Raw genomic sequence first — 23,947 nt, forward strand, 5'->3', positions numbered from 1 at the left:
TTCAACCGGATAAATCCAAAAAAAGGAAGAAATTGTTTGCCAATTCAAAGAAAAGCCGTACTTTTGCAAGCCGATTATTATCACAAAATGATAAGAGATTAATTCATAGCTAGTTAGTATTCCTTTGTCCGGGGAAGACTAATAAGTGGTGAAGACAATTTTAGTAGTAACATTTAAAAAACAAAATTAGAGTGGATACTTTAAGTTACAAGACCATTTCTGCAAACAAAGCGACTGTAACCAAAGAATGGGTTATCGTTGACGCTACAGACCAGACTTTAGGTCGTCTGGGAGCAAAAGTTGCAAAATTGCTGAGAGGAAAGTACAAACCAAACTTTACTCCTCACGTAGACTGCGGTGATAACGTTATCATCATCAATGCAGACAAAGTAAAACTGACTGGTAACAAATGGAATGACAGAGTATATTTGTCATATACTGGTTATCCTGGTGGTCAGAGAGAAATGACTCCTGCCCGTTTGATTACAAAACCGAACGGTGAAGAGAGATTACTGAAAAAAGTAGTGAAGGGTATGCTTCCTAAGAATATTCTGGGAGCTAAATTGCTGAACAACTTGTATGTTTACGCTGGTAGCGAACACAAACAGGCTGCACAGAACCCGAAAATGATTGATATTAATTCATATAAATAAGATATAATGGAAGTAGTAAATGCATTAGGCAGACGTAAACGTGCTATTGCACGCATATTCGTAAGCGAAGGTACAGGAAAGATTACTATTAACAAGAGAGACCTTGCAGAGTACTTTCCATCAACTATTCTTCAGTATGTTGTAAAACAACCATTGAACAAGCTGGGTGCTGCTGAGAAGTATGACATCAAGGTTAACTTGTGTGGTGGTGGTTTCACAGGTCAGTCTCAGGCATTGCGTTTGGCAATCGCTCGTGCACTGGTTAAGATGAACGCTGAAGATAAAGCTGCTCTTCGTGCAGAAGGCTTCATGACTCGTGACCCTCGTTCTGTTGAACGTAAGAAACCGGGACAGCCGAAAGCTCGTAGAAGATTCCAGTTCAGCAAGCGTTAATGTGCTGCCTGATAGAGGAATATGTTTAGTATCTAAACTACTGGGACTCTGCTCATAGACTACCCAGCGGTTGGTTTAGAAAAAACAAAAAAGAAAGTAAACGATTTAAAGAAAAAACAAGATGTCAAGAACAAATTTTGATACATTATTGGAGGCTGGTTGCCACTTCGGACACCTTAAGAGAAAGTGGAACCCTGCAATGGCTCCTTATATTTTCATGGAACGCAATGGTATTCATATCATTGACCTCCACAAAACAGTTGCAAAAGTAGACGAAGCTGCTGAAGCTTTGAAACAGATTGCCAAATCTGGCAAGAAAGTTCTTTTTGTTGCTACTAAAAAACAAGCTAAACAAGTTGTGGCTGAGAAAGCTCAATCTGTTAATATGCCTTATGTAATCGAGCGTTGGCCGGGTGGTATGTTGACTAACTTCCCGACTATCCGTAAGGCTGTGAAGAAGATGGCTACTATCGATAAATTGACTAACGATGGTACATATTCTAACCTCTCTAAGAGAGAAGTTCTTCAGATTTCTCGTCAACGTGCAAAATTAGACAAGACTTTGGGATCTATCGCTGACCTGACTCGTCTGCCGTCTGCATTGTTCGTAATCGACGTAATGAAAGAAAATATCGCAGTTCGCGAAGCTAACCGTTTGGGTATCCCTGTATTTGGTATCGTTGATACTAACTCTGATCCTTCAAACGTGGATTTCGTAATTCCTGCTAATGATGACGCTACTAAATCAATAGAAGTTATCCTGGATGCTTGTTGCGCTGCAATGATCGAAGGTTTGGAAGAAAGAAAAGCTGAAAAGATCGACATGGAAGCAGCTGGTGAGGCTCCTGCTAACAAAGGCAAGAAGAAATCAGTAAAAGCTAGACTCGACAAGTCTGACGAAGAAGCTATCAACGCAGCTAAAGCTGCTGCTTTCATCAAGGAAGACGAAGAGGCTTAATATATAAAATGTGCCAATTTGCTAATGTGCAAGGGTATTGTTATACACTTGCATCTTGATTGGCAGATTGGCACATTTTTTTGTTTCGAAAATTATTATTCATTTAAATAAAGGAAATTATTATGGCTGTAACTATGGCTGATATTACCAAGCTGCGCAAAATGACCGGAGCTGGTATGATGGATTGCAAGAATGCATTAACAGAGGCTGATGGCGATTACGACAAGGCAATGGAGATTATCCGTAAGAAAGGACAAGCTGTTGCTGCTAAGCGTTCTGAACGTGAGGCTTCTGAAGGTTGCGTTCTGGCTAAGACTACCGGTGACTATGCCGTTGTCATTGCTTTGAAGTGTGAAACTGACTTCGTAGCTCAGAATGCTGACTTTGTGAAACTGACTCAGGATATTCTTGATCTTGCTGTGGCTAACAAATGCAAGACATTGGACGAAGTAAAAGCATTGCCGATGGGTAACGGTACTGTGCAGGATGCAGTGACTGACCGTAGCGGTATCACAGGTGAAAAAATGGAACTTGATGGTTACATGACTGTAGAAGGTGCAAGCACTGCTGTTTACAACCACATGAACAGAAATGGTCTTTGTACGATTGTTGCTTTTAACAAGAACGTTGACGAGCAGTTGGCTAAGCAAGTAGCTATGCAGATTGCTGCCATGAATCCGATCGCTATTGATGAGGATGGTGTTTCTGAAGAAGTGAAGCAAAAAGAAATCGAAGTAGCTATCGAAAAGACAAAGGCTGAACAGGTACAGAAGGCTGTAGAAGCTGCTCTGAAGAAAGCTAACATCAACCCGGCTCATGTAGACAGTGAAGACCACATGGAAAGCAATATGGCTAAAGGTTGGATTACAGCTGAAGATGTAGCGAGAGCAAAAGAAATCATTGCTACTGTTTCTGCTGAAAAGGCTGCACATCTGCCTGAACAAATGATTCAGAACATCGCTAAGGGTCGTCTGGCTAAGTTCTTGAAAGAAGTTTGCCTGCTGAACCAAGAAGATATCATGGACGCTAAGAAGACTGTAAGAGAAGTGTTGGCTGCTGCTGATCCTGAACTGAAGATTGTTGACTTCAAGCGTTTCACTTTGAAAGCTGAATAATCAGATTCAATTCTTGTTAAGTATTACTTACTTGCCAAGTCATTTTTTACATTTAAAATTCAGGAAAAGAGTTCGGTATTGTACCGGACTCTTTTTCTTTAAGGCATATTTTAGGGATAGGGACTATTTCAATGCTTTATCTATTTGCTTCATCAGCGTATCTATAGCTCCATCTTCATAGCCGGTAGTAGCTGATATTACTTTTCCTTCTTTGTCTATTAAGTAGCTTCTGGGAATCATTTTGGTGGCAAATTTACCTGTAACTTCCCGTTTGGGATCCGGGTAGAGGGGAAATGTAAACCCTTTTCTTTTATTGTATTCCGCTAATTGGTCGTCTGTATGCTCGCGACCGATTACTAACATACAGAAATCCTTGTTGTTTTTATATTTAGGCCAGAGTGTTTTCTGAACTTCAGCCAGTTCGCTTTGGCAAGGACCGCACCAGGTAGCGAAAATATTGATTAATACAACTTTCCCTTTTAGATCTGTAGAGTTTACGGTGCCGTTTACTGTTGAATGAAGGGTGAAAGCAGGCATATTGTCACCTACCTTGACAATATCCATATCACTTTCTTGTGCGAATGACAGCAGCGAGAATAGTGTTGCCGCACAGAATAATATTACTTTTCTCATATCTTGTATTATTTAATTTAACCTCCTACGCCTTTGGTTTTAGTATATCCTTCTTTGATGAGTAGATCTATGATCTTGGTCTTGAAGTCTCCTTGTACCATTATCTCTCCGTCTTTAGCTGAACCGCCTACTCCACATTTGCTTTTCAGTAACTTGCCCAGCTCTTTCAAATCATTATCCGTACCCACAAATCCGGTAATTAATGTTACCACTTTACCACCCCGGTTCTTTTTGTCAATGGAAACCCGCAGGTTTTGCTTGTCTTTGTCGAGGGTAACCTGTTCTTCATCGTTATCCATTTCATAGCCGAAGTCTGGATTCGTGGAGTACACAACGTTCAATCTATCTTTCCAATCATTATTTTTCATACTTGTTATTTTTAATCCTTTTCAAAAGTATTAAACTTATCGAAAAGAGCAAAATTTGAGTCTCTTTTCATCGTTTTGTTTAATCTCTATTAAGGTTTTCTGTTATAGGGTTGTCAGTCTCAAAAAATAATGTACTTTTGCAAAATACCAAATTTTGTAAGAAGTATGAGCACTTATATACGAAAAGAGGCGGATAAAGTGCCGGAGCCTACCTTGCGCAGACTTCCCTGGTATCTGTCCAATATAAAACTAATGAAAGAAAAAGGGGAGCAGTATGTCTCTTCTACACAAATCTCTAAGGAAATAAATATTGACGCTTCTCAAATCGCCAAGGATTTGTCATACGTCAATATCTCGGGGCGTACGAGAGTGGGATACAATATTGATGCGTTGATTGAGGTGTTAGAGAGCTTTCTTGGATTTACCAATATGCACAAAGCCTTCTTGTTTGGTGTAGGTAGCCTGGGGGCTGCTTTGCTTCGGGATTCTGGTTTGCATCATTTCGGACTGGAGATTGTGGCTGCTTTTGATGTGAATCCGGAACTGGTGGGAAAAGATCTGAATGGCATTCCTATTTTTCATTCCGATGACTTTGAAGCAAAGATGAAAGAATACGATGTAAATATCGGTGTATTGACCGTACCTATTAATATTGCTCAGGAAATTACAGATAAGATGGTAGACGGAGGCATAAAAGCCGTATGGAACTTTACTCCTTTCCGAATTCGTGTGCCTGAGAATATAGTGGTGCAGAATACGTCTCTATATGCTCATTTGGCTGTTATGTTTAACCGATTGAATTTTAACGAGAAATAATGAAGATTATTGCAGTAGGAATGAACTACGCCCAGCATAACAAAGAACTGGGACATACACAAGTAAATACGGAGCCGGTGATTTTTATGAAGCCTGATTCTGCTATTCTGAAGGATGGCAAACCGTTTTTCATTCCCGACTTTTCTAAAGAGATACATTATGAAACGGAATTGGTAGTCCGTATCAACCGATTGGGGAAAAATATCGCTCCCCGTTTTGCTAACCGCTATTATGATGCAGTGACTGTAGGTATCGACTTTACGGCTCGTGACCTTCAGCGAAAATTCCGTGAGCAGGGTAATCCTTGGGAGCTTTGCAAAGGTTTTGATTCGTCGGCTGCCATTGGAACTTTTGTTCCGGTGGAGCACTATAAGGATATTCAGAATCTTGACTTTCATTTGTTGATCGACGGACAGGAAGTGCAGCGTGGCTGTACGGCAGATATGCTTTTCAAGATAGATGATATAATCGCTTATGTCAGCCAGTTTGTAACTTTGAAAATAGGTGACTTGCTCTTTACAGGGACTCCTGTAGGCGTAGGCCCTGTTAGTATCGGACAGCGTTTGCAAGGTTATCTGGAGGAAGAAAAACTGCTGGATTTCTATATTCGTTGATCTTTTTTTTATTCATTAGTACTCATTTGTTATACAAAATATGAAGATAAGAGTAGGCTTTGGTTTTGACGTACATCAGTTGGTCGAAGGACGTGAGTTATGGCTGGGTGGCATTCTTTTGGAACACACAAAAGGATTGTTAGGGCATTCGGATGCTGATGTATTATTGCATGCTGTTTGCGATGCTCTGTTGGGGGCGGCGAATATGCGTGATATTGGCTATCATTTCCCTGATACTGCGGGAGAATTTAAAAATATAGATAGCAAGATACTGCTGAAGAAAACTGTGGAGTTGATTGCTACCAAAGGATATAAAGTGGGCAATATCGATGCAACCATTTGTGCCGAACGCCCGAAGTTAAAAGCGCACATTCCTCTGATGCAGGAGACAATGGCAACTGTTATGGGGATTGACATGGATGATATTTCCATTAAGGCGACTACTACTGAGAAACTCGGTTTTACAGGTCGTGAAGAAGGTATATCGGCTTATGCTACTGTACTGATAGAAAAGATTTCTTAACCCCCTAAAACAAATAATTATGATTCGTCTTTTAAAAATCTACTTAACACTTGCCTTTTTATTGGTAACTACTTTTTGTATGGCTCAGAAGAGTGAACTGAAATTTAGTAAAGATGGTAAATTCAAGATTGTACAATTTACCGATGTGCATTTTAAATATGGAAATCGGGCTTCAGATATAGCTTTGGAACGTATTAATCAGGTGCTTGATGACGAACGTCCGGATTTAGTGATATTTACCGGTGATGTCGTTTATTCTGCTCCGGCGGATTCCGGAATGTTGCAGGTACTTGAACCGGTAGTTAAGCGTAAACTGCCTTTTGTGGTTACTTTTGGTAATCATGACAATGAACAGGGAATGACACGGGAACAGTTATATGATATCATCCGTAAAGTTCCCGGCAATTTATTGCCTGATCGCGGAACTGTTTTGTCACCGGATTATGTATTGACAGTGAAATCGTCTTCTAATCTAAAGAAGGATGCTGCTTTGCTTTATTGCATGGATTCTCATTCTTATTCTCCTTTGAAAGATGTGAAAGGGTGTGCATGGCTTACATTCGACCAGATAAATTGGTATCGTCAACAGAGTGCGGCTTATAAAGAGCAAAACGGTGGACAACCTTTGCCGGCTCTTGCTTTTTTTCATATTCCTCTTCCTGAATACAATGACGCTGCCCGTAGCGAAAATGCAATTCTTCGTGGAACTCGTATGGAGGAAGCCTGTGCACCTAAATTGAATACAGGAATGTTTGCAGCGATGAAAGAAGCTGGCGATGTGATGGGTATGTTTGTAGGACACGACCATGATAATGATTATGCTGTGATGTGGAAAGATATCCTTTTGGCTTACGGACGCTTTACCGGTGGAAATACGGAATATAACCATTTGCCGAATGGAGCCCGTATTATTGTATTGGATGAGGGTACCCGTACATTCACATCCTGGATTCGTCAGAAAGACGGTGTGGTGGATAAAATCTCTTATCCGGCAAGTTTTGTCAAGGACGATTGGACTAAACGTTGAGACTTGCGAACTTCACGTGGCTAAGGCGCGTGTATTTTGAACCATAGCTTTCATATTGGCGTGATACTTTCGCTGATGCGACGTAGATAATATCTCCCAGTCGGTATTCATGTTCTATCCCGGATAGAGTGCATGAAATCGCACTGGGATTTTTTGATGGAATACTCATAATGACTAAGTTTCCACTGGCATCGGTCAAAGTCAGTATTTGCTTGACAAAAAACTGTGGGGTAGTGCCGTTCACTCTTGTTTTGTATGGATCATCTTCCAATCTTACCCGAGTGACTTTTAATTTTAAGTCTGTCAGCTTTTCTCCTAATTCTCCCAGATAGCGGCTGGGTGAACGCTTCTCCCTCGACTTTCTTATCATTATGTCCAAATGTATGGAATAATAAGCTTGTGCTATTTTGACGAAACGTTCCTGTTTAGGTATTTTGGGAATGAATTTGTACGCTACCCAACTTAGGTAAGCGGGATCTATCTTGAGGATTTCATGGAGAAAATGTCCCCGGTATTTTCCGAAGAAGATAAGGTCGTCACCATTACTCTGCATTCTTTTCTCATTGTAATCTACCAGGATGATACAACGTCTCGAATAATAAAACATCGTGCTGGCCATCCGCAGGGAGTCGTTGATGTCCGGTGACAGGTCATGTATATAAAGAATGGATTGTTTTTCGGGCAGGGGAGAGTACAGCCAAAGGGAATAGTTTGGTTTCCCCGGTCGGGGCAACACCACCAGGTAGACTCCTACCTCTTTAAAAGAGGCTCTGCCCCGGTTGTACTCATTCAATTTGGCATACAATAAGGCTTGCTCGTTTTCGGAAATGCCCGGTAATCTTGGGTTAGCCATAATTGTTCTCGCTTTTGGTATATTTCAAATATAAGGATTTTCTTTCAGAAAAGCAATTTTTCTCTTTGAAATCTCGTACATTTGTATCCATGTAAATTTTCAAAATTCGAATGGAAGAACGAAATAAGAGAGTATTGGTAGGTATGAGTGGTGGCATAGACAGCACCGCTACTTGCTTGATGCTGCAAGAACAAGGATACGAGATCGTGGGAGTTACTATGCGTGTGTGGGGAGATGAACCGCAGGATGCCAGAGAGTTGGCTGCACGGATGGGGATTGAACATTATGTGGCAGATGAACGTATTCCTTTTAAAGAGACCATTGTAAAAAACTTCATAGACGAATATAAGCAGGGGCGTACGCCGAATCCGTGCGTGATGTGCAATCCGTTGTTTAAGTTCCGTGTTTTGACAGAGTGGGCGGACAAGTTGAATTGTGCATGGATTGCTACCGGACATTATTCACGGTTGGAAGAGAAAAACGGATACACGTATATAGTAGCCGGAGATGATGATAAGAAAGACCAGTCGTATTTCCTTTGGAGATTGGGACAGGAAGTGCTGAAGCGTTGTATCTTTCCGTTGGGAGATTATACGAAAGTGAAAGTTCGCGAGTATCTTGCGGAGAAAGGATATGAGGCAAAGTCGAAAGAAGGGGAAAGTATGGAAGTCTGCTTTATTAAAGGAGATTATCGTGATTTTCTTCGTGAACAGTGTCCTGAACTGGATAGTGAAATCGGACCGGGATGGTTTGTCAACTCTGAAGGGGTGAAGTTGGGGCAACATAAAGGGGCGCCTTATTATACAATCGGTCAGCGTAAGGGATTGGAGATTGCTTTAGGAAAGCCGGCCTATGTATTGAAAATCAATCCGCAGAAAAATACCGTGATGCTTGGGGATGCCGACCAATTAAAAACAGAATACATGTTGGCGGAGCAGGATAAGATTGTGGATGAACAGGAACTGTTCGGATGTGAGAATCTGACAGTACGGATTCGTTATCGCAGTCGTCCTATCCCCTGCCGGGTGAAAAGATTGGAAGACGGACGTCTGTTAGTACGTTTCCTCGAAACGGCTTCGGCCATTGCCCCGGGACAATCTGCCGTGTTTTATGACGGGAGACGAGTGCTGGGAGGAGCTTTCATTGCTTCTCAAAGAGGAATCGGGTTGGTGATTATAGAAAATGAAGGATTATGATTGATTAAAAAGAAAGATAACTTATGAAGAAGTTTATAGTATTGATTCTCGCTTTAAATATGTATTTGGGTGTGTTTGCACAGTTTACTCCGGAGGATACCTTAAAATATCGAATTAGCCTGAAAGACAAGGCGGCTACAGACTATTCCTTGCAGAAACCGGAAAAATATTTGTCTATGAAATCTATAGAGCGTCGAAAGAAACAAGGATTACCCATTGATTCCACGGATTTGCCGGTCTGTAAGAAATATGTAGATGCTATACGGAAGACAGGTGTCCATGTACTCGTTACCGGGAAGTGGGATAATTTTGTTACTGTTTCTTGCAATGATAGTACTTTGATTGACGAAATAGCAAAGTTGCCTTTTGTACGTTCCACGGAAAGAGTGTGGAAAGGTATCACACAAAGAGCCCTTCAAAGAGATTCGTTAATAAATAAACCGGTGCGTACCGATAGCCTTTACGGTCCTGCAATCACACAGGCGGCAATGAGCCGTGTCAATCTTCTGCATGATGCGGGCTTTAAGGGACAGGGAATGACTATTGCCGTAATTGATGCCGGATTCCATAATGTGGATAAGATTGATGCAATGAAAAATATCCGTATTCTTGGGGTGCGTGACTTTGTGAATCCGGAAGCGGATATTTATGCTGAAAGTAGCCATGGAATGTCTGTATTATCCTGTATGGCCATGAATCAGCCGAATGTGATGATTGGCACAGCTCCTGAAGCTTCTTATTGGTTGCTGCGTAGTGAGGACGAATATTCGGAGAATCTGGTAGAACAGGATTACTGGGCGGCAGCCATTGAGTTTGCCGATAGTGTAGGAGTGGATTTGGTGAATACATCGCTTGGATATTATTCATTTGACGATCCTGCGAAGAATTATAGATATCGTGACTTGAATGGTCATTATGCGTTGATGTCTCGTGAAGCTGCGAAGGCAGCCGATAAAGGAATGGTCGTTGTTTGCAGTGCCGGAAATTCGGGGGCAGGTTCGTGGAAGAAAATTACCCCTCCGGGAGACGCAGAGAATATAATAACGGTAGGAGCTGTAAATAAAAGGGGGGAGCTGGCACCATTTTCTTCTGTTGGAAATACGGCTGACGGACGTGTGAAACCGGATGTAGTGGCTGTCGGTCTGAATTCGGATGTGATGGGAACAGATGGTAATCTTCGCCGTGCCAACGGAACCTCTTTCTCTTCTCCGATTATGTGTGGTATGGTAGCTTGTCTGTGGCAGGCTTGTCCGAAGCTGACAGCGAAGCAGATTATAGATTTGGTACGTCAATCGGGTGATAGAGCCGATTTCCCGGATAACATATATGGATATGGTATTCCCGATTTGTGGAAGGCTTATCTTAACTTTTCTTCCAAGGAAAAGAAATAATGTGACTGCTGTATGATAAACGCTATGAATAAGTCAAAGCAATCTGACTCCCTCTCTTTGGGAGAGGGTGGGGAGAGGCTTTCTCTTTTAGAGCTGAATGCACTCGTCCGCCGTAGTCTGGAGCAATGCCTGCCTGATGAATATTGGATACAGGCAGAGTTGAGCGATGTCCGTTCCAATACGACAGGGCATTGCTATCTGGAATTCGTGCAGAAAGATCCTCGTAGCAATAATCTCGTAGCCAAGGCACGCGGTATGATTTGGAATAATATCTACCGCTTGTTGAAACCTTATTTTGAGGAAACTACAGGGCAGTTATTTACTTCCGGCATTAAGGTGTTGGTGAAAGTAACAGTTCAGTTTCATGAACTGTACGGTTACAGTCTGACAGTGCTTGACATTGATCCTGCTTATACATTGGGAGATATGGCTCGTCGTCGCCGGGAAATATTATTACAGTTGGAAGAGGAGGGAGTGTTGACGCTGAATAAAGAGCTTGAGATACCGGTTCTTCCCCAGCGTATTGCTGTCATCTCTTCGGCTACTGCGGCCGGATATGGAGATTTCTGTCATCAGTTGCAGCATAATCCGGGCGGGTTCTTTTTCTATACGGAGCTTTTTCCGGCTTTAATGCAGGGAAATCAGGTAGAAGAATCAGTGTTGGCGGCTTTGGATCGTATTAATGCCCGCATCAATGAATTTGATGTAGTAGTCATCATTCGTGGTGGTGGAGCTACTTCCGATTTGTCCGGCTTTGATACTTATCTATTGGCAGCTGCATGTGCGCAATTTCCGTTACCTATCATTACTGGTATTGGGCATGAACGCGATGATACAGTGCTTGATTCCGTTGCTCATACCCGGGTAAAAACTCCTACGGCTGCTGCCGAACTCCTGATTCACCGGGTAGGGGAAGTTGCGGAGCATCTGGAAGAATTATCTATGCGTATTCAACAAGGAGCTTATATGCTTCTTGATCTGGAACGACGAAGGTTGGAAACTCTCCAAACCCGTATTCCCAATCTTGTTCATCGCAAACTTGCGGACGCTCGTTTTTCTTTGCTGGTAGCAAAGAAAGATTTGTCACAGGTGACGAAAGCATTAGTGGCCCGTCAATCTCACCGTCTGGAACTTTTGCAACAACGAATAGCGGACGCTTCTCCGGATAAACTCTTGAGTCGTGGATATAGTATTACAATAAAAGACGGGAAAGCGGTGACGGATGTATCTTCACTGAAGCCGGGAGACCATTTGATAACCCGGTTATCGAAAGGAGAAGTTCGATCGGTGGTAGAAAAGTAACTATCCACCAAACGTGTATTTGTAAAAACATTAATCATTAAATATCAATCATCGTGGCAGCAAAAAAAGAAACATATTCCCAAGCGATGGAACGTCTTGAAAAGATCGTTCGCCAGATAGATAACAACGAACTGGATATCGACATTTTGAGTGAGAAAATAAAAGAAGCCAATGAAATTATTGCCTTTTGCAAGGATAAACTGACAAAAGCCGACCGGGAAGTCGAAAAATTATTGCAAGAAAAGAGGCAATCTGAAGAATAAAAGTTATTTTTGCGTTTCAATGCATAGAAAATAAACTAATACATAACAATATGAAAGAAATAGACTGGGCGAATCTGTCGTTTGGATATATGAAGACAGATTACAATGTGAGAATCAATTTCCGTAATGGTGCATGGGGAGAACTGGAGGTAAGCAGTGAAGAACACCTTAATTTGCACATGGCGGCAACCTGTTTACATTATGGTCAGGAAGCCTTTGAAGGACTGAAAGCATTCCGTGGAAAAGATGGTAAAGTTCGTATTTTCCGTTTGGAAGAAAATGCTGCCCGTTTGCAATCTACTTGCCAGGGAATTCTGATGGCAGAACTTCCGACAGAACGATTCAAAGAAGCAATCTTGAAAGTGGTGAAGCTGAATGAACGCTTTATTCCTCCTTATGAAACCGGTGCTTCTCTTTACATTCGTCCGCTATTGATTGGAACAAGTGCCCAGGTAGGCGTACATCCTGCAGATGAGTATATGTTTGTAGTATTTGTAACTCCGGTAGGACCGTACTTCAAAGGTGGCTTCTCTACCAATCCGTACGTTATCATTCGTGAGTTTGACCGTGCCGCTCCTCATGGAACAGGTATTTATAAAGTGGGTGGTAACTATGCAGCCAGTCTTCGTGCTAACAAGAAAGCGCACGATTTGGGCTATTCCTGCGAGTTCTATCTTGATGCGAAAGAAAAGAAATATATCGATGAATGTGGTGCTGCCAATTTCTTCGGTATTAAGGATAATACGTATATCACTCCGAAATCATCTTCTATCTTGCCTTCTATTACCAATAAGAGTTTGATGCAGTTGGCAGAAGATATGGGTATCAAGGTAGAACGCCGTCCGATACCGGAAGAAGAACTGGAAACATTTGAGGAAGCAGGTGCTTGTGGTACTGCTGCAGTAATCAGCCCGATTCAACGTATCGATGATTTGGAAAACGGAAAATCTTATGTGATCTCTAAAGACGGTAAGCCGGGACCAATCTGTACAAAATTGTATAATAAGCTCCGTGGAATTCAGTATGGCGACGAACCGGATACGCATGGCTGGGTAACAATAGTGGAATAACTATATTTTTGAAATGACACATTTATCAATTAATATTATTCATTATGTTAAAACAAAATTCAGAATTGCGTGCGCAGGCACGTGAGGCACTTCGAGGCAAGTGGCCTATGGCAGCTGTTGCTGCACTTATTTATTCAGTTATAGCCGGCGGTTTATCAGCTATTCCTTTGATTGGAGGGTTATGCTCATTATTTGTCGGACTACCGGTTGCGTACGGTTTTACTATTGTAATGCTTGGCGTATGTAGAGGCAAAGACATTGACTTTGGTACTTTGTTCGAAGGTTTCCAAGATTATGGACGTATTTTTGTCACTAAGTTGCTTCAGATGGTCTATACAGTTTTGTGGTCACTGTTGCTGCTTATACCGGGTATCATTAAGGCTTATTCTTATGCAATGACCGACTTTATCTTGAAAGATGAACCGGAAATGAAAAACAATGCAGCTATTGAGAAAAGTATGGCTATGATGGAAGGAAACAAGATGAAGTTGTTCATGCTTGATTTAAGCTTCATTGGCTGGGCCATCCTTTGTATCTTTACTTTTGGTATTGGATTTCTTTTCCTGCAACCGTATGTTGCTATTTCCCGTGCTGCTTTCTATGAAGATTTGAAAGCACAACAAGGCGGAAATGTGGAAGTAGACGTTGAAGTGAATGTTGAGATTTGATAAGACGAATCATTCAGCACTATAGAAGAATGGAGCATGGAGAAATCTGTGCTCCATTTCTTTTTGTCGGTTGCATCAAAATCAGTACCTTTGCGATCTAATCAGGATTGATATGGGAAAGAATAAATTAGAAAAGTTTGCCGATATGGCAAGTTATCCGCACGTATTCGAATATCCTTATTCGGCGGTAGATAACGTGCCTTTTGACATGAAGGGGAAATGGCATAAAGAGTTTTTTAAGAACGATCATCCGATTGTGCTCGAACTGGGTTGCGGACGTGGTGAGTATACCGTCGGTCTGGGTAAGATGTTTCCCGAAAAGAACTTTATAGCAGTGGATATAAAAGGCGCCCGTATGTGGACGGGAGCAACGGAGTCATTACAGGCCGGAATGAAGAATGTCGCTTTCCTGCGTACCAATATTGAAATCATCGAACGTTTTTTTGCCGAAGGCGAAGTGAGTGAAATATGGCTTACTTTCTCTGATCCGCAAATGAAGAAAGCAACCAAACGACTGACCTCTACCTATTTTATGGAACGGTATCGCAAATTCTTGCAGCCGAATGGCATTATCCACCTGAAAACGGACAGCAACTTCATGTTTACCTATACGAAATACATGATTGAGGCAAACAAACTTCCCGTTGAGTTTATGACTGAAGATTTATATCATTCTGGTCTGGTAGATAATATTCTCGGTATTAAGACCTATTATGAACAACAATGGCTGGATCGTGGTTTAGATATTAAGTATATCAAATTCCGGCTTCCGCAGGAAGGTAAACTACAAGAACCGGATGTGGAAATAGAGCTTGATCCCTATCGTAGCTATAACCGTAGCAAGCGTAGCGGATTGAATACAAGCAAATAATTCTCCAGCAGTAAATAGTAATTAAATCGTATAATTGTAAATCGTCAAATAGTAAATAAAATGACTCTCTATCCTAAATTGATATTGGATGCATTGGCAACGGTGCGTTATCCTGGTACGGGAAAGAATTTGGTGGAAGCGGAGATGGTTGCCGATAATCTTCGTATTGATGGTATGACTGTCAGCTTTTCATTGATTTTTGAGAAACCGACTGATCCGTTTATGAAATCAATGTTGAAAGCTGCGGAAACAGCTATTCATACGTATGTCTCTCCTGATGTGCAGGTAACAATCACAACAGAGAGTAAGCAAGCCGCTCGTCCGGAAGTTGGCAAGCTCCTTCCGCAAGTGAAGAATATAGTCGGTATATCTTCCGGTAAAGGTGGCGTGGGTAAGTCTACGGTGTCTGCGAACCTGGCAGTTGCTCTGGCTAAATTAGGCTATAAGGTTGGTTTGCTCGATGCAGATATTTTCGGTCCTTCCATGCCTAAGATGTTTCAGGTGGAGGATGCACGCCCCTATGCTGAACGTATAGATGGTCGTGACATGATTATTCCGGTGGAGAAATATGGAGTGAAATTATTGTCTATCGGTTTCTTTGTCGATCCGGATCAGGCAACTTTGTGGCGTGGTGGAATGGCAAGTAATGCATTGAAACAGTTGATAGCTGATGCAGCCTGGGGAGATTTGGATTATTTCCTGATAGACCTTCCTCCCGGAACCAGTGACATTCATTTGACGGTTGTTCAAACATTAGCCATGACAGGAGCGATTGTTGTCAGCACTCCGCAAGCGGTTGCTTTGGCAGATGCCCGTAAGGGAATCAATATGTTCACCAATGATAAGGTAAATGTACCTATTCTCGGTTTGGTTGAGAATATGGCTTGGTTTACTCCCGCTGAACTTCCCGAGAATAAATACTATATCTTTGGTAAAGAAGGTGCCAAGAAACTGGCTGAAGAAATGAATGTTCCTTTGTTGGGACAGATTCCTATCGTGCAAAGCATCTGTGAAGGAGGAGATAATGGTACGCCTGTTGCGTTGGATGAAGACTCCGTGACCGGACGTGCTTTCTTATCCCTGGCTGCCAGTGTCGTTCGTCAGGTAGATCGCCGGAATGTAGAGATGGCTCCAACTCAAATTGTAGAAATGCATAAATAAAGATGGTGGGGAGTTTGGAGGACTTTTGGCCTCCCACTCGTAGGATATAAAAAGGAGCTGTCTAACGAGTCCTGAATATTGAAAATCACCCACGCTATAACTATCTGTAGCGTGGGTGAAATTGTAAATGAGGGACTTGTTAGACAGCCCTTTTTCTTTATTGATTTATTAGGTTTGAATTACTTATTCATAGCCTTCATTAACTGTTCTTTCATCGTGTCTACTCCCGGAAAACCTGTTTGCTTAAAGGTGATATTACCCTCCGGATCAACAACAAAGTAGGTAGGAACTCCCTGTATGTTGAAATTGGACATCAGAAAACTCCATTGCTCATTTGTCACACGGAAATGTTCACCATGAATATCGGTAATCATATTTTCCCAAGTACCTTTGGGAGAAGTCTCGCCTGTGATGTAAAGGTAGATAATATCCATATCTTTTAATTCCTCTTTCATGGGAAGAATAGCTTTATTAGCCGTGCGGCAAGGACCACACCATGTTGCCCAGAAATCAACTAACAATGTGTGTCCCCGGAATTTAGAGATAATGGAGGGAAATAAATCCTCATTGGAGACTTGTCCGGCTTCGTTCACTGTGAATCCTGTCTTTCTTTTGTTCAATTCAATTTTCTTTATGATTTCTTTGTTCGTTTGGTTAAGCATCTCGGCATAAACCGGAGAAGAAAAAGTTTTTAATTCGGCATGCTGTTCTGTTGTTAACGGGGAGAAATTTTTGATGGATTGATACAGCTTATTAAATTTAATATTATCAAATAAGGGTCCCTGTCCTGTTCCTAGTGTCTCCTCAAGTACCTTTTGAGAATCTGGCAGGAAGCTTATCAAATAAATCGTCGATGCGTAATATTTGCCGTATAGAGCTTTAAGAGTGTTGATAGAACTGAATTCCTTTAATATGTCATAGTATCCTTTAGGAGTATCGATGTGAGTATTATAAAAATAATCGTCTGTCTGTTCCCTATTCAGTTTATTGACAGCAATATGTGCTGATTTTAGTTCTCTCTCCGTCATAGCGATTTTGCCAGTCGCATCCAGATCTACCAGGATATTTAATAGCTCTTTGCACGCATTACTGTATTGTGATTGCGCGATTTCTTTTCGAATAGATGGAAGGCGCTCAAGTACATAAGCTTTATATTCATCTGCACTTTTCCCGACAATGTCGTTGTACATATCCATGTAATAAACGCTTTTTAATACAATGTTTATATCTACTGAAGCTAATTCTTGTTGTAGGCTAGCCAGATAACCATTGAAGTATACAGGCTCTCCATACGTTTTATCTTTTCTTTGCAGATGTGCTTGTCTGCGGCAAAGTTCTTTCGTATTTATAATGAGTGATGTCTCTTCATTGGGAGCTATCAGACATTCAATCCAACCAAAAGGAAATTCCAATGCTACGCTTGTAACAGATACCACTTTTAATTCCGCCAGGAAAGTGCCGTCTTCCTTGATTTTTATGATATTCTGTTCGTTGTGGATATTCAGTGCAGGACTTTCTATGTGCATCTTCACTTGCTTTATCATCTCTTTTTGATAGTCCAGTATTTTTCCTTTAAGAGTAGCAGTTCCGTAGGCCAACTTAGGAGTCGGCAATATCGCTTTCTTATTTATTTTGTGTACGACTGCTTCTTTGGGAAGTTTCTGTTTATAGAATGCATCCTTATCCAGTTGTATGCCCCATATCTTATATGCTCCGTCAAAATCCCCTTCCGAGAAATCCAGACTGGTCACATTTTCGGGTATGGGAGGAAATAACAATTGGAATTCCGCTTCTCCTGATTCCGGCATCCAGAACTCCTTGTCTAATGTGATTCCAATTCCTCTTCGAATGGGATAGAGCATTCCATTGTTGTCTTTCAGGAAACTGCCCGTTGCTATTTTTATCCAATATTTAGGATGATAGAAAGCCTTTATATACACTGTTGTCACTGTATCACTCATGACAATTTTATCGACCTCGATACTGTTGGAGCTCCATGCTAGAAAAGGAGGACGCTCGATCACTCTGTCTTTGGCTTGTATGATGCAGGTCATGCAGCATATCAAACCAATAATCCATACGAATCTTTTCATGTGAATAATGTTTTGTTACATGAGCAAATATAAGGATCTTTTTATAACTATCCTTGTAAACAGCTGAAAAAGAAATGTTTTTTTGAGCACCGGGGAAGGATACGTTCGGCACTGGGGGAGGAGGGTGCTCCCCACCGATGAACGCCCCTTTCCTTACCGATGAGGAAAGGGAGCGGCACCGGGGAAAGAATTTACTGTAATCTGAATACGATAGGAATGGTATACTTGACAGAAACAGGCTGTCCTTTTTGCATTCCTGGTTCCCATTTAGGCATATTACCCACTACGCGTACAGCCTCTGCATCCAGTGACGGAGATACACTGCGTAAGACTTTGATATTCGACAAACTTCCGTCTTTACCAATAATCATCTGTATGATGACTCTGCCTTGCTCTTTACTTTTTTGAGCGATGACGGGATATTTGATACTTCTAGCCAGATATTGGAACAGGCCGGCTTGTCCTCCCGGAAATTTGGGCATTGCTTCTACCACGGTGAATACTTCATCCTCATTTTCTCCTTTTACACTGCCTCCCTCTGGAGTTGGATCATCTTTTGCAGCATAGCCCACCACCACTACTTCATCCATGTCGGACTGCTTTACCTCTTCCGCTTTGGGAAGCTCCGGACCAGTAAGTCTGAAAGCAACAGGAACTGTAAATTTCACGTTCACCGCTTCTCCCCTTTGTTTACCGGGTTTCCATTTAGGCATGGCGGCAATTACACGCATGGCTTCTTTGTCGAGATACGGATTGACACTTCGTTCCACTTTCGTATCGGCTATAGTTCCGTCCTTTTTAACAGTAAAGCTTACAATCACGCGTCCTTGTGCGCCGATTGCATGTGCTTCAGCCGGATATTTGACATTCTTCGACAAGTAATCCATCAGTGCCTGTGCTCCTCCCGGAAAATCTGGCATTTCTTCTACAACTTGGAAGACAACGGAATCTGGTACACTTTTGATTTGAGTTTCCGTCATTTCCTTTCCTTGCTTATCCAGTGGAAGTGTAGTTCCTTGAATTTCTTCTATAGGAAGTTCCGGAATATCCGTGGTTTCAGCTTGTATGGCAGCTTCTTCTGTTGCTTGCCCCATCATTTCTTTGGCAAATTTTTCAGTAGTACGTGCCACCATTTCGATGTTACTGACAATCATTAAGATAGCAGCCAAGGGAAGAAACATCAGATATTTTGTTCTTCCTATTTCTTTCGTTCTTCGTTTATTCATCATTTTAATACGATTTTTGAGTGGTAAAACATTGAAACTATTTGATAAATTTGCTGCAGCCTTGTGATGTGCCAGTCCCAATAAATGGTACTGGTATGATTTACTATCATGCCCCGTCTCCAATACATGGTGATCTGCCAGGTATTCGAGGTTTCCTCTGACTTCCCGTTTCATCAGCCAGATAAATGGATTGAACCAGCAAAAGATACACATTATCTCGCTGATAAGTACGTCTACCGAATGGTATTGACGGACGTGTGTCTCTTCATGAGTAATGATTTCACTGATTTCAGATTCCGTATGTGATTGTGGGTGTATGAATATCCAGTGGAAGAAAGAAAAAGGGCCGGTTTCCTTCTTTAATAGATGTACGCGTACTCCTTGTATCTTGCTTTTTGAGCATTGGAAGTGTAACCGGATAATGCTACCCAGTTGTACAAAGAAGCGTGTAGCTAGTGATAACATTCCGCTCCAATAGATAATTTTTGCGAACTGTATGATAACCTCTTGCCAGTTCATTGCAGGCTCTTGTAAAGGAGTAACTGCTTGCTCCGGAAGTATGATGGTTGCATAAAGATCTGCCATTGCCACCATTGGTTCGTGAGCTTTTATCCATCCCTGAATATTCAGCAAAGGATAAAGCAAGGAGATGGCGAAGAAACATAGCAAAGCCATCCTGCGCCAATGGAAGAAGGTGTCTTTATGAAAAAACAACCGATAGAATGCGTAGAACAGAGCTATCGCTACATTTATCTTTAGAAAATAAGCCAGTTCCGGAGTCATGGTGATGAATGTTTTCTATTAATTTTCTTTTCCTTTTTCAATGAGTTCGATAATATCTTTGAGATCATCGGTCGAAATTTTCTGGTCTTTGGCAAAGAAAGAAACCATCTCTTTGTAAGAGTTCTCAAAGTAGTTACGAACTACACCACTCATAAAATGGCGTTTATATTCATTTTCGCGAATGGCAGGAGTATATTGGTAGGTATTACCCACACGTTTCGGTGTGACATATCCTTTTCGCTCGAGGTTCTTCACGATAGATGCTACTGTGGTATAAGGAGGTGCCGGTTGCGTATACTTTGCAACAATGTCTTTTACGAAACAGCATTGTAACTCCCAAATGTAGATCATTACTTCTTCTTCTTGTATAGTTAACTTTTCCATGGAGATGTTGTTTAATTACGAATACTTCGCAAATCTACGAATATTTCGTAAACAGCCAGTAGATAGTTGGTTAATAATTGTGAATGTGTAAATTTTGCAAGAATATTTTGATTGCATTGTTGCCTGGAAATTAGTTAAGCATAAAAAAAGACCGGATAAACATTATTTTTTTCTATATAGTCACTCTTTAATAACCTTTATGCAAAAAATAGACTATCAAGGATTTTTTTATATAAAATAAATGAAATATATTTGCGGCTACGAAACATACGTTAAATATGGAAGGGTGCGTTTCAATACTTTAATCAGTTACGAATAATTCCCCGCACCTCAAACAGGACTATTAACTAATAATGCCAACCAAAGGGAAGAGGGAGGCAAACTAAAAAATGAATGATATGAAAAAAGGTTTGATTTTTGTGCTATTTGCACTTGTTTCTATCGTTTCTTATTCTCAAATTTCTTGGAATGCCAAAGTGGGTATGAACATGAGTAACTACACTGGGGATATGGATACTGACATGAAGATTGGATTTAATGTAGGTGTTGGTATGGAATATCAGTTCTCTGATATGTGGTCTATCCAACCTTCTTTGATGCTTACTCAAAAAGGTGCAAAAATAAAAGAAGATGGTGAGACTATGAAGTTTAATCCTATGTATCTTGAGATTCCTGTTTTGGCAGCTGCAAGATTTGCTGTTGCTGACAATCAGAACATCGTTGTGAAAGCTGGTCCTTATTTTGCATTTGGTGTTGCCGGAAAGGTAAAAGTTGGTGATGACAAAGCTGATTTCTTTGGTGATGGTGATGATCAATTTGGTGGAAAAAGATTTGATTGTGGTATTGGTGTAGGTGTTGCTTATGAAATCGGTAAATTCTTTGTAGGTCTGGATGGTGAATTCGGCTTTACTAATGTAGTTGATTTCAAATCAGACGGGGTAAGTAATCCTAAGAACATGAACTTCTCTATTGGTGTAGGTTACAAGTTCTAAACTTATTATACTCTCTTTATAATATCTCTAAAATCCCTCGTTCTATACTCTCTTGGAACGGGGGATTTTTCTGTCTTTATATAAAAAGAAAAACGGCATATCTCCATTGAAAGGATACACCGTTAATTCTCTCTCTTGCAATTCTTACTCATTAATCACTTATCTGCTTGGATAAGTTTGCTTTCTCTTTTAATTCTTTGTATCTCTCTATTGCATGTTTGCGACTCATTAGTATTTGCCAGCGGTATACCCAACAGGTGGTCAGGAAATAAATACCAGCTTGTAGCCATAAAGCTTTATATTCAAAAGCTACTTCACTAAGAGTGGCTCCCATATTGTTGATTTTTACAAAGCCGTTAATTCCAAACGTTGAGGGGAAGATGTAGGATACATACTTCCAAAACGGAGGAATAGCTGCCCCCGGCCAGGAAATACCGGAAATAAATAACAAGGGGACTGATGTGAATACAAAAATCAGCATACACGTTTCCCGGTTGCGAATGGCAATGGAAGCTGTCATCGCAAAGAAAATACAAGCCGCAAGATAGGGGACAACGAATAATATTAATGAACCGGGTTGTCCTATTTGGTTGAGGCTAAACAATCTTGGAACTACATAAAGTACGTAGAAAGCTACCAATATATAAACCAGAAAATAACTCAATCCTTTTCCTAATACAATTCGTAACGTTCCGTTGTAATGACGGTTGATAGGTACAAGATCCCTAAATCTGTTGTTCTCACGAGCAGTTCCTGCGGCGAGACCGATGCCGAGCAATAATGTCTGTTGGATAATCAATACCAATACAGCAGGAATCAGAAAAGCGGCGAATCCGGCAGTAGGGTTGAAGATGGAAATCTCTTCATATTCTATCGGATAAGCGGTGATTTCATCCTGACGATCGGTCGTGTTTCCGCTACGTGCAATTTTGATGTCCTTGTTCATATCCAGAGAAACGGCAGTGTTGGCAAGAAGCATCGATTTATAGTATAACAATCCGCTCATATCGCAATAGATGCTGACCTGTGTCTGCTTTCCTTTGGCGATATTGTCGCTGAAATCCGAAGGGATATAAATGATACCATACGCACGCCGGTTCTTCAGCATTTGTTTGGCCTCTTCCATATCGGCACAGTAAGAGACGATTTGAATATCGGGTGTGGCATCTACCTTGCGTAGATATTCACGGCTAAGAGATGAATGCGAATCGTCTACAACAACAGCAGGAACTTCACGCACTACTTCGTTGTCATAAATGAAACTATACAACAACGGATAACCTAGTGGGACGAGTATGAAAAATATCAGTACCCCCTGGTCGCGGAAAGTTGTCTGAAACTCCCGCTTCCAGATATAAAACAGGTCATTGATGCCTTGGGCTATCTTGTCTTTTAATTTTATATCTTTCATTTAGGGTATATATTTATAGTAAACCAATGCTTCCTTCAGGCGATGAACCACAAAGAAAGGGAGCATCATAAATATTAATAGTGCCATATAGTTGGTCCATGAGTAAGCCATGCTATATCCGTTGAGCGCTTGATCAACGTAAATAAGGAAATAATGCCGCAACGGGAATAGGTTACTCAAAGCCTGTAGAACAGGGTGCATAGCCATGACCGGGAATGAAAATCCGGAAATGGAGAATGATATGACTCCCCATAGGGAGGCGAAACTTAATCCGAGTCGTAGAGTCGGCAGAGTTCCTATCATGACAATGCCACAACATTGAGATGCCAATACGAGACACAGTGTGGCGAATATCATCGGGAATATGCCGCTATTGCAAGGAAAATGCAGGAATCCATACAGGTATACATTATAAAATATACCCATAATGAAAAAGACTATTGTATGGGGAAGCAGTTTTCCAGCCAATGCAATGTAAATGGAGTTGTTACTCATCCGTAGCCATTCGCGGGCAGTACGATCCTTGATTTCCACACCGATTGAATAAACGGTAACCATAAATATTAATAGCATGAGTACCCCCGGTATCAGTGTATTGCATAAGTATACCGAATAGTTCAGCCACGGATTATTTAGTGGGTGTGTATCAATTACGATTGGTTGCAGATAAGCCATAGCCTGATCCTCTGTCGCACCTTTGGCATACAGCATCGTCCGGGCCGCAGCTCCGGAGGTGAGTTCTCCCATCATTTTCATGTCCCTGAACAATAGAGAGCCTGCAATCAGGTATGAGTAATTGGTGTAGAAAGAGATCGTTGGCTGCCGTTGGCTTTGTGCCTCTGCCGATAAACCCTTGGGGAGATAGAAGAATCCGTAGATTTTTCCCTCCTGCATGGCAATACGTGCATCTGTTACATTGCTGTAATGAGCTACAACCCCTGTCTGCGAAAAAGCATCCAGGTTGCGGACAATATTACGGGAAGTAGGCGAATCATCCATGTCCACCACTCCCGCAGGCAAATCCTTGGGAAGCCCCGAATCCATTAAAGTGGTGAAGAATATATAGCAAAACAGCGGGGCGATGACCATACAGAAGAGATAGAGCGGACGTGATACCAACCGCCGGCACTCTCTTTGCATGACCTGCCACAAAGCTATATATTTCTTTTCTCTCTCTTTCATG

25 protein-coding genes are annotated in these 23,947 nt (G+C 41.4%); 17 read left to right on the forward strand and 8 right to left on the reverse strand.

Features of this window, described 5'->3' with window-relative positions:
• The first annotated feature begins 191 nt into the window (after nucleotides 1-191).
• The 4 genes from rplM (at nucleotide 192) to tsf (ending at nucleotide 3,119) form a co-directional block, all read left to right on the forward strand.
• Entirely contained in the window at nucleotides 192-653 is a 462-nt protein-coding gene (gene rplM / locus AB3G73_RS21150; RefSeq protein ID WP_004297202.1) for a 50S ribosomal protein L13, read from the forward strand.
• 6 nt (nucleotides 654-659) lie between these two features.
• Nucleotides 660-1,046 carry a 30S ribosomal protein S9 gene (gene rpsI, locus AB3G73_RS21155; protein WP_004297203.1) on the forward strand — a complete coding sequence of 129 codons (387 nt, stop codon included), beginning with the start codon at nucleotides 660-662 and terminating at the stop codon, nucleotides 1,044-1,046.
• Nucleotides 1,047-1,167: 121 nt separating this feature from the next.
• Nucleotides 1,168-2,004, forward strand: coding sequence for a 30S ribosomal protein S2 (rpsB, locus tag AB3G73_RS21160; protein ID WP_004305566.1), 837 nt, complete (start codon nucleotides 1,168-1,170; stop codon nucleotides 2,002-2,004).
• Between the two features lie 122 nt (nucleotides 2,005-2,126).
• On the forward strand, nucleotides 2,127-3,119 hold the full coding sequence (gene tsf, locus AB3G73_RS21165; protein ID WP_148366558.1) for a translation elongation factor Ts: 993 nt from the start codon (nucleotides 2,127-2,129) through the stop codon (nucleotides 3,117-3,119).
• 123 nt (nucleotides 3,120-3,242) lie between these two features.
• Here tsf and AB3G73_RS21170 read toward each other — a convergent pair whose 3' ends face one another.
• Together AB3G73_RS21170 and AB3G73_RS21175 are read right to left on the reverse strand one after the other, a co-directional pair.
• The gene (locus tag AB3G73_RS21170; protein ID WP_367745568.1) at nucleotides 3,243-3,752 is read right to left on the reverse strand and encodes a TlpA family protein disulfide reductase; all 510 of its coding nucleotides are present in this window, start codon (nucleotides 3,750-3,752) and stop codon (nucleotides 3,243-3,245) included.
• 17 nt (nucleotides 3,753-3,769) lie between these two features.
• Entirely contained in the window at nucleotides 3,770-4,120 is a 351-nt protein-coding gene (locus tag AB3G73_RS21175) for a translation initiation factor (RefSeq protein WP_148366556.1), read from the reverse strand.
• Between the two features lie 165 nt (nucleotides 4,121-4,285).
• Here AB3G73_RS21175 and AB3G73_RS21180 point away from each other — a divergent pair, with 165 nt between their 5' ends.
• From AB3G73_RS21180 to AB3G73_RS21195, 4 genes are read left to right on the forward strand one after another with little or no spacing between them, the layout of a single operon-like run.
• On the forward strand, nucleotides 4,286-4,936 hold the full coding sequence (locus AB3G73_RS21180) for a redox-sensing transcriptional repressor Rex (protein WP_008650453.1): 651 nt from the start codon (nucleotides 4,286-4,288) through the stop codon (nucleotides 4,934-4,936).
• Nucleotides 4,936-5,550 carry a fumarylacetoacetate hydrolase family protein gene (locus tag AB3G73_RS21185; RefSeq protein WP_148366555.1) on the forward strand — a complete coding sequence of 205 codons (615 nt, stop codon included), beginning with the start codon at nucleotides 4,936-4,938 and terminating at the stop codon, nucleotides 5,548-5,550. Before AB3G73_RS21180 ends, AB3G73_RS21185 begins: the two co-directional genes overlap by 1 nt.
• Nucleotides 5,551-5,590: 40 nt before the next feature.
• A complete protein-coding gene (gene ispF / locus AB3G73_RS21190) occupies nucleotides 5,591-6,073 on the forward strand; it encodes a 2-C-methyl-D-erythritol 2,4-cyclodiphosphate synthase (protein WP_004297210.1) in 483 nt (160 codons plus the stop codon).
• A 19-nt stretch (nucleotides 6,074-6,092) separates the two neighbouring features.
• A complete protein-coding gene (locus tag AB3G73_RS21195; RefSeq protein ID WP_367745570.1) occupies nucleotides 6,093-7,100 on the forward strand; it encodes a metallophosphoesterase family protein in 1,008 nt (335 codons plus the stop codon).
• Here the strand turns inward: AB3G73_RS21195 and AB3G73_RS21200 are convergent.
• Nucleotides 7,090-7,953 (reverse strand): hypothetical protein, encoded by an 864-nt coding sequence (locus AB3G73_RS21200; RefSeq protein ID WP_148366553.1) that lies wholly within the window; start codon nucleotides 7,951-7,953, stop codon nucleotides 7,090-7,092. The genes AB3G73_RS21195 and AB3G73_RS21200 overlap by 11 nt on opposite strands.
• 110 nt (nucleotides 7,954-8,063) lie before the next feature.
• Between AB3G73_RS21200 and mnmA the strand changes: the two genes are divergently transcribed.
• The 8 genes from mnmA (at nucleotide 8,064) to AB3G73_RS21240 (ending at nucleotide 15,875) form a co-directional block, all read left to right on the forward strand.
• Entirely contained in the window at nucleotides 8,064-9,149 is a 1,086-nt protein-coding gene (gene mnmA, locus AB3G73_RS21205) for a tRNA 2-thiouridine(34) synthase MnmA (RefSeq protein WP_148366552.1), read from the forward strand.
• A gap of 23 nt (nucleotides 9,150-9,172) precedes the next feature.
• Nucleotides 9,173-10,540, forward strand: a complete 1,368-nt coding sequence (locus AB3G73_RS21210; protein ID WP_195648632.1) for a S8 family serine peptidase — start codon at nucleotides 9,173-9,175, stop codon at nucleotides 10,538-10,540.
• A gap of 24 nt (nucleotides 10,541-10,564) precedes the next feature.
• Nucleotides 10,565-11,842 carry an exodeoxyribonuclease VII large subunit gene (xseA, locus tag AB3G73_RS21215; RefSeq protein ID WP_148366550.1) on the forward strand — a complete coding sequence of 426 codons (1,278 nt, stop codon included), beginning with the start codon at nucleotides 10,565-10,567 and terminating at the stop codon, nucleotides 11,840-11,842.
• A 53-nt stretch (nucleotides 11,843-11,895) separates the two neighbouring features.
• Entirely contained in the window at nucleotides 11,896-12,105 is a 210-nt protein-coding gene (xseB, locus tag AB3G73_RS21220) for an exodeoxyribonuclease VII small subunit (RefSeq protein ID WP_004297216.1), read from the forward strand.
• Between the two features lie 38 nt (nucleotides 12,106-12,143).
• A complete protein-coding gene (locus AB3G73_RS21225) occupies nucleotides 12,144-13,175 on the forward strand; it encodes a branched-chain amino acid aminotransferase (protein ID WP_258981928.1) in 1,032 nt (343 codons plus the stop codon).
• A gap of 44 nt (nucleotides 13,176-13,219) precedes the next feature.
• A complete protein-coding gene (locus AB3G73_RS21230) occupies nucleotides 13,220-13,843 on the forward strand; it encodes a DUF975 family protein (protein ID WP_148366548.1) in 624 nt (207 codons plus the stop codon).
• Between the two features lie 112 nt (nucleotides 13,844-13,955).
• Entirely contained in the window at nucleotides 13,956-14,714 is a 759-nt protein-coding gene (gene trmB / locus AB3G73_RS21235; protein ID WP_148366547.1) for a tRNA (guanosine(46)-N7)-methyltransferase TrmB, read from the forward strand.
• Between the two features lie 60 nt (nucleotides 14,715-14,774).
• A complete protein-coding gene (locus AB3G73_RS21240) occupies nucleotides 14,775-15,875 on the forward strand; it encodes an Mrp/NBP35 family ATP-binding protein (protein ID WP_148366546.1) in 1,101 nt (366 codons plus the stop codon).
• Between the two features lie 179 nt (nucleotides 15,876-16,054).
• Here AB3G73_RS21240 and AB3G73_RS21245 read toward each other — a convergent pair whose 3' ends face one another.
• The 3 genes from AB3G73_RS21245 to AB3G73_RS21255 all read right to left on the reverse strand — a co-directional run bounded on the left by AB3G73_RS21245 (nucleotide 16,055) and on the right by AB3G73_RS21255 (nucleotide 20,361).
• Entirely contained in the window at nucleotides 16,055-17,968 is a 1,914-nt protein-coding gene (locus AB3G73_RS21245) for a TlpA disulfide reductase family protein (protein WP_148366545.1), read from the reverse strand.
• Nucleotides 17,969-18,159: 191 nt separating this feature from the next.
• Entirely contained in the window at nucleotides 18,160-19,977 is a 1,818-nt protein-coding gene (locus AB3G73_RS21250; protein WP_234132357.1) for a M56 family metallopeptidase, read from the reverse strand.
• A gap of 18 nt (nucleotides 19,978-19,995) precedes the next feature.
• Nucleotides 19,996-20,361, reverse strand: a complete 366-nt coding sequence (locus AB3G73_RS21255; protein WP_004305524.1) for a BlaI/MecI/CopY family transcriptional regulator — start codon at nucleotides 20,359-20,361, stop codon at nucleotides 19,996-19,998.
• 398 nt (nucleotides 20,362-20,759) lie between these two features.
• On the opposite strand from AB3G73_RS21255, the gene AB3G73_RS21260 reads away from it, so the two are divergent.
• On the forward strand, nucleotides 20,760-21,353 hold the full coding sequence (locus AB3G73_RS21260; protein WP_195648628.1) for a porin family protein: 594 nt from the start codon (nucleotides 20,760-20,762) through the stop codon (nucleotides 21,351-21,353).
• 151 nt (nucleotides 21,354-21,504) lie between these two features.
• Here AB3G73_RS21260 and AB3G73_RS21265 read toward each other — a convergent pair whose 3' ends face one another.
• Complete coding sequence (locus tag AB3G73_RS21265; RefSeq protein WP_195648627.1) at nucleotides 21,505-22,764, reverse strand: ABC transporter permease; 1,260 nt, start codon at nucleotides 22,762-22,764, stop codon at nucleotides 21,505-21,507.
• Entirely contained in the window at nucleotides 22,765-23,946 is a 1,182-nt protein-coding gene (locus AB3G73_RS21270; protein ID WP_367745571.1) for an ABC transporter permease, read from the reverse strand. It lies immediately after the preceding gene.
• Between the last annotated feature and the right edge of the window lies 1 nt (nucleotide 23,947).

The organism is Bacteroides sp. L008, assembly GCF_040812255.1.
In the GTDB taxonomy this organism is placed as follows: domain Bacteria; phylum Bacteroidota; class Bacteroidia; order Bacteroidales; family Bacteroidaceae; genus Bacteroides; species Bacteroides vicugnae.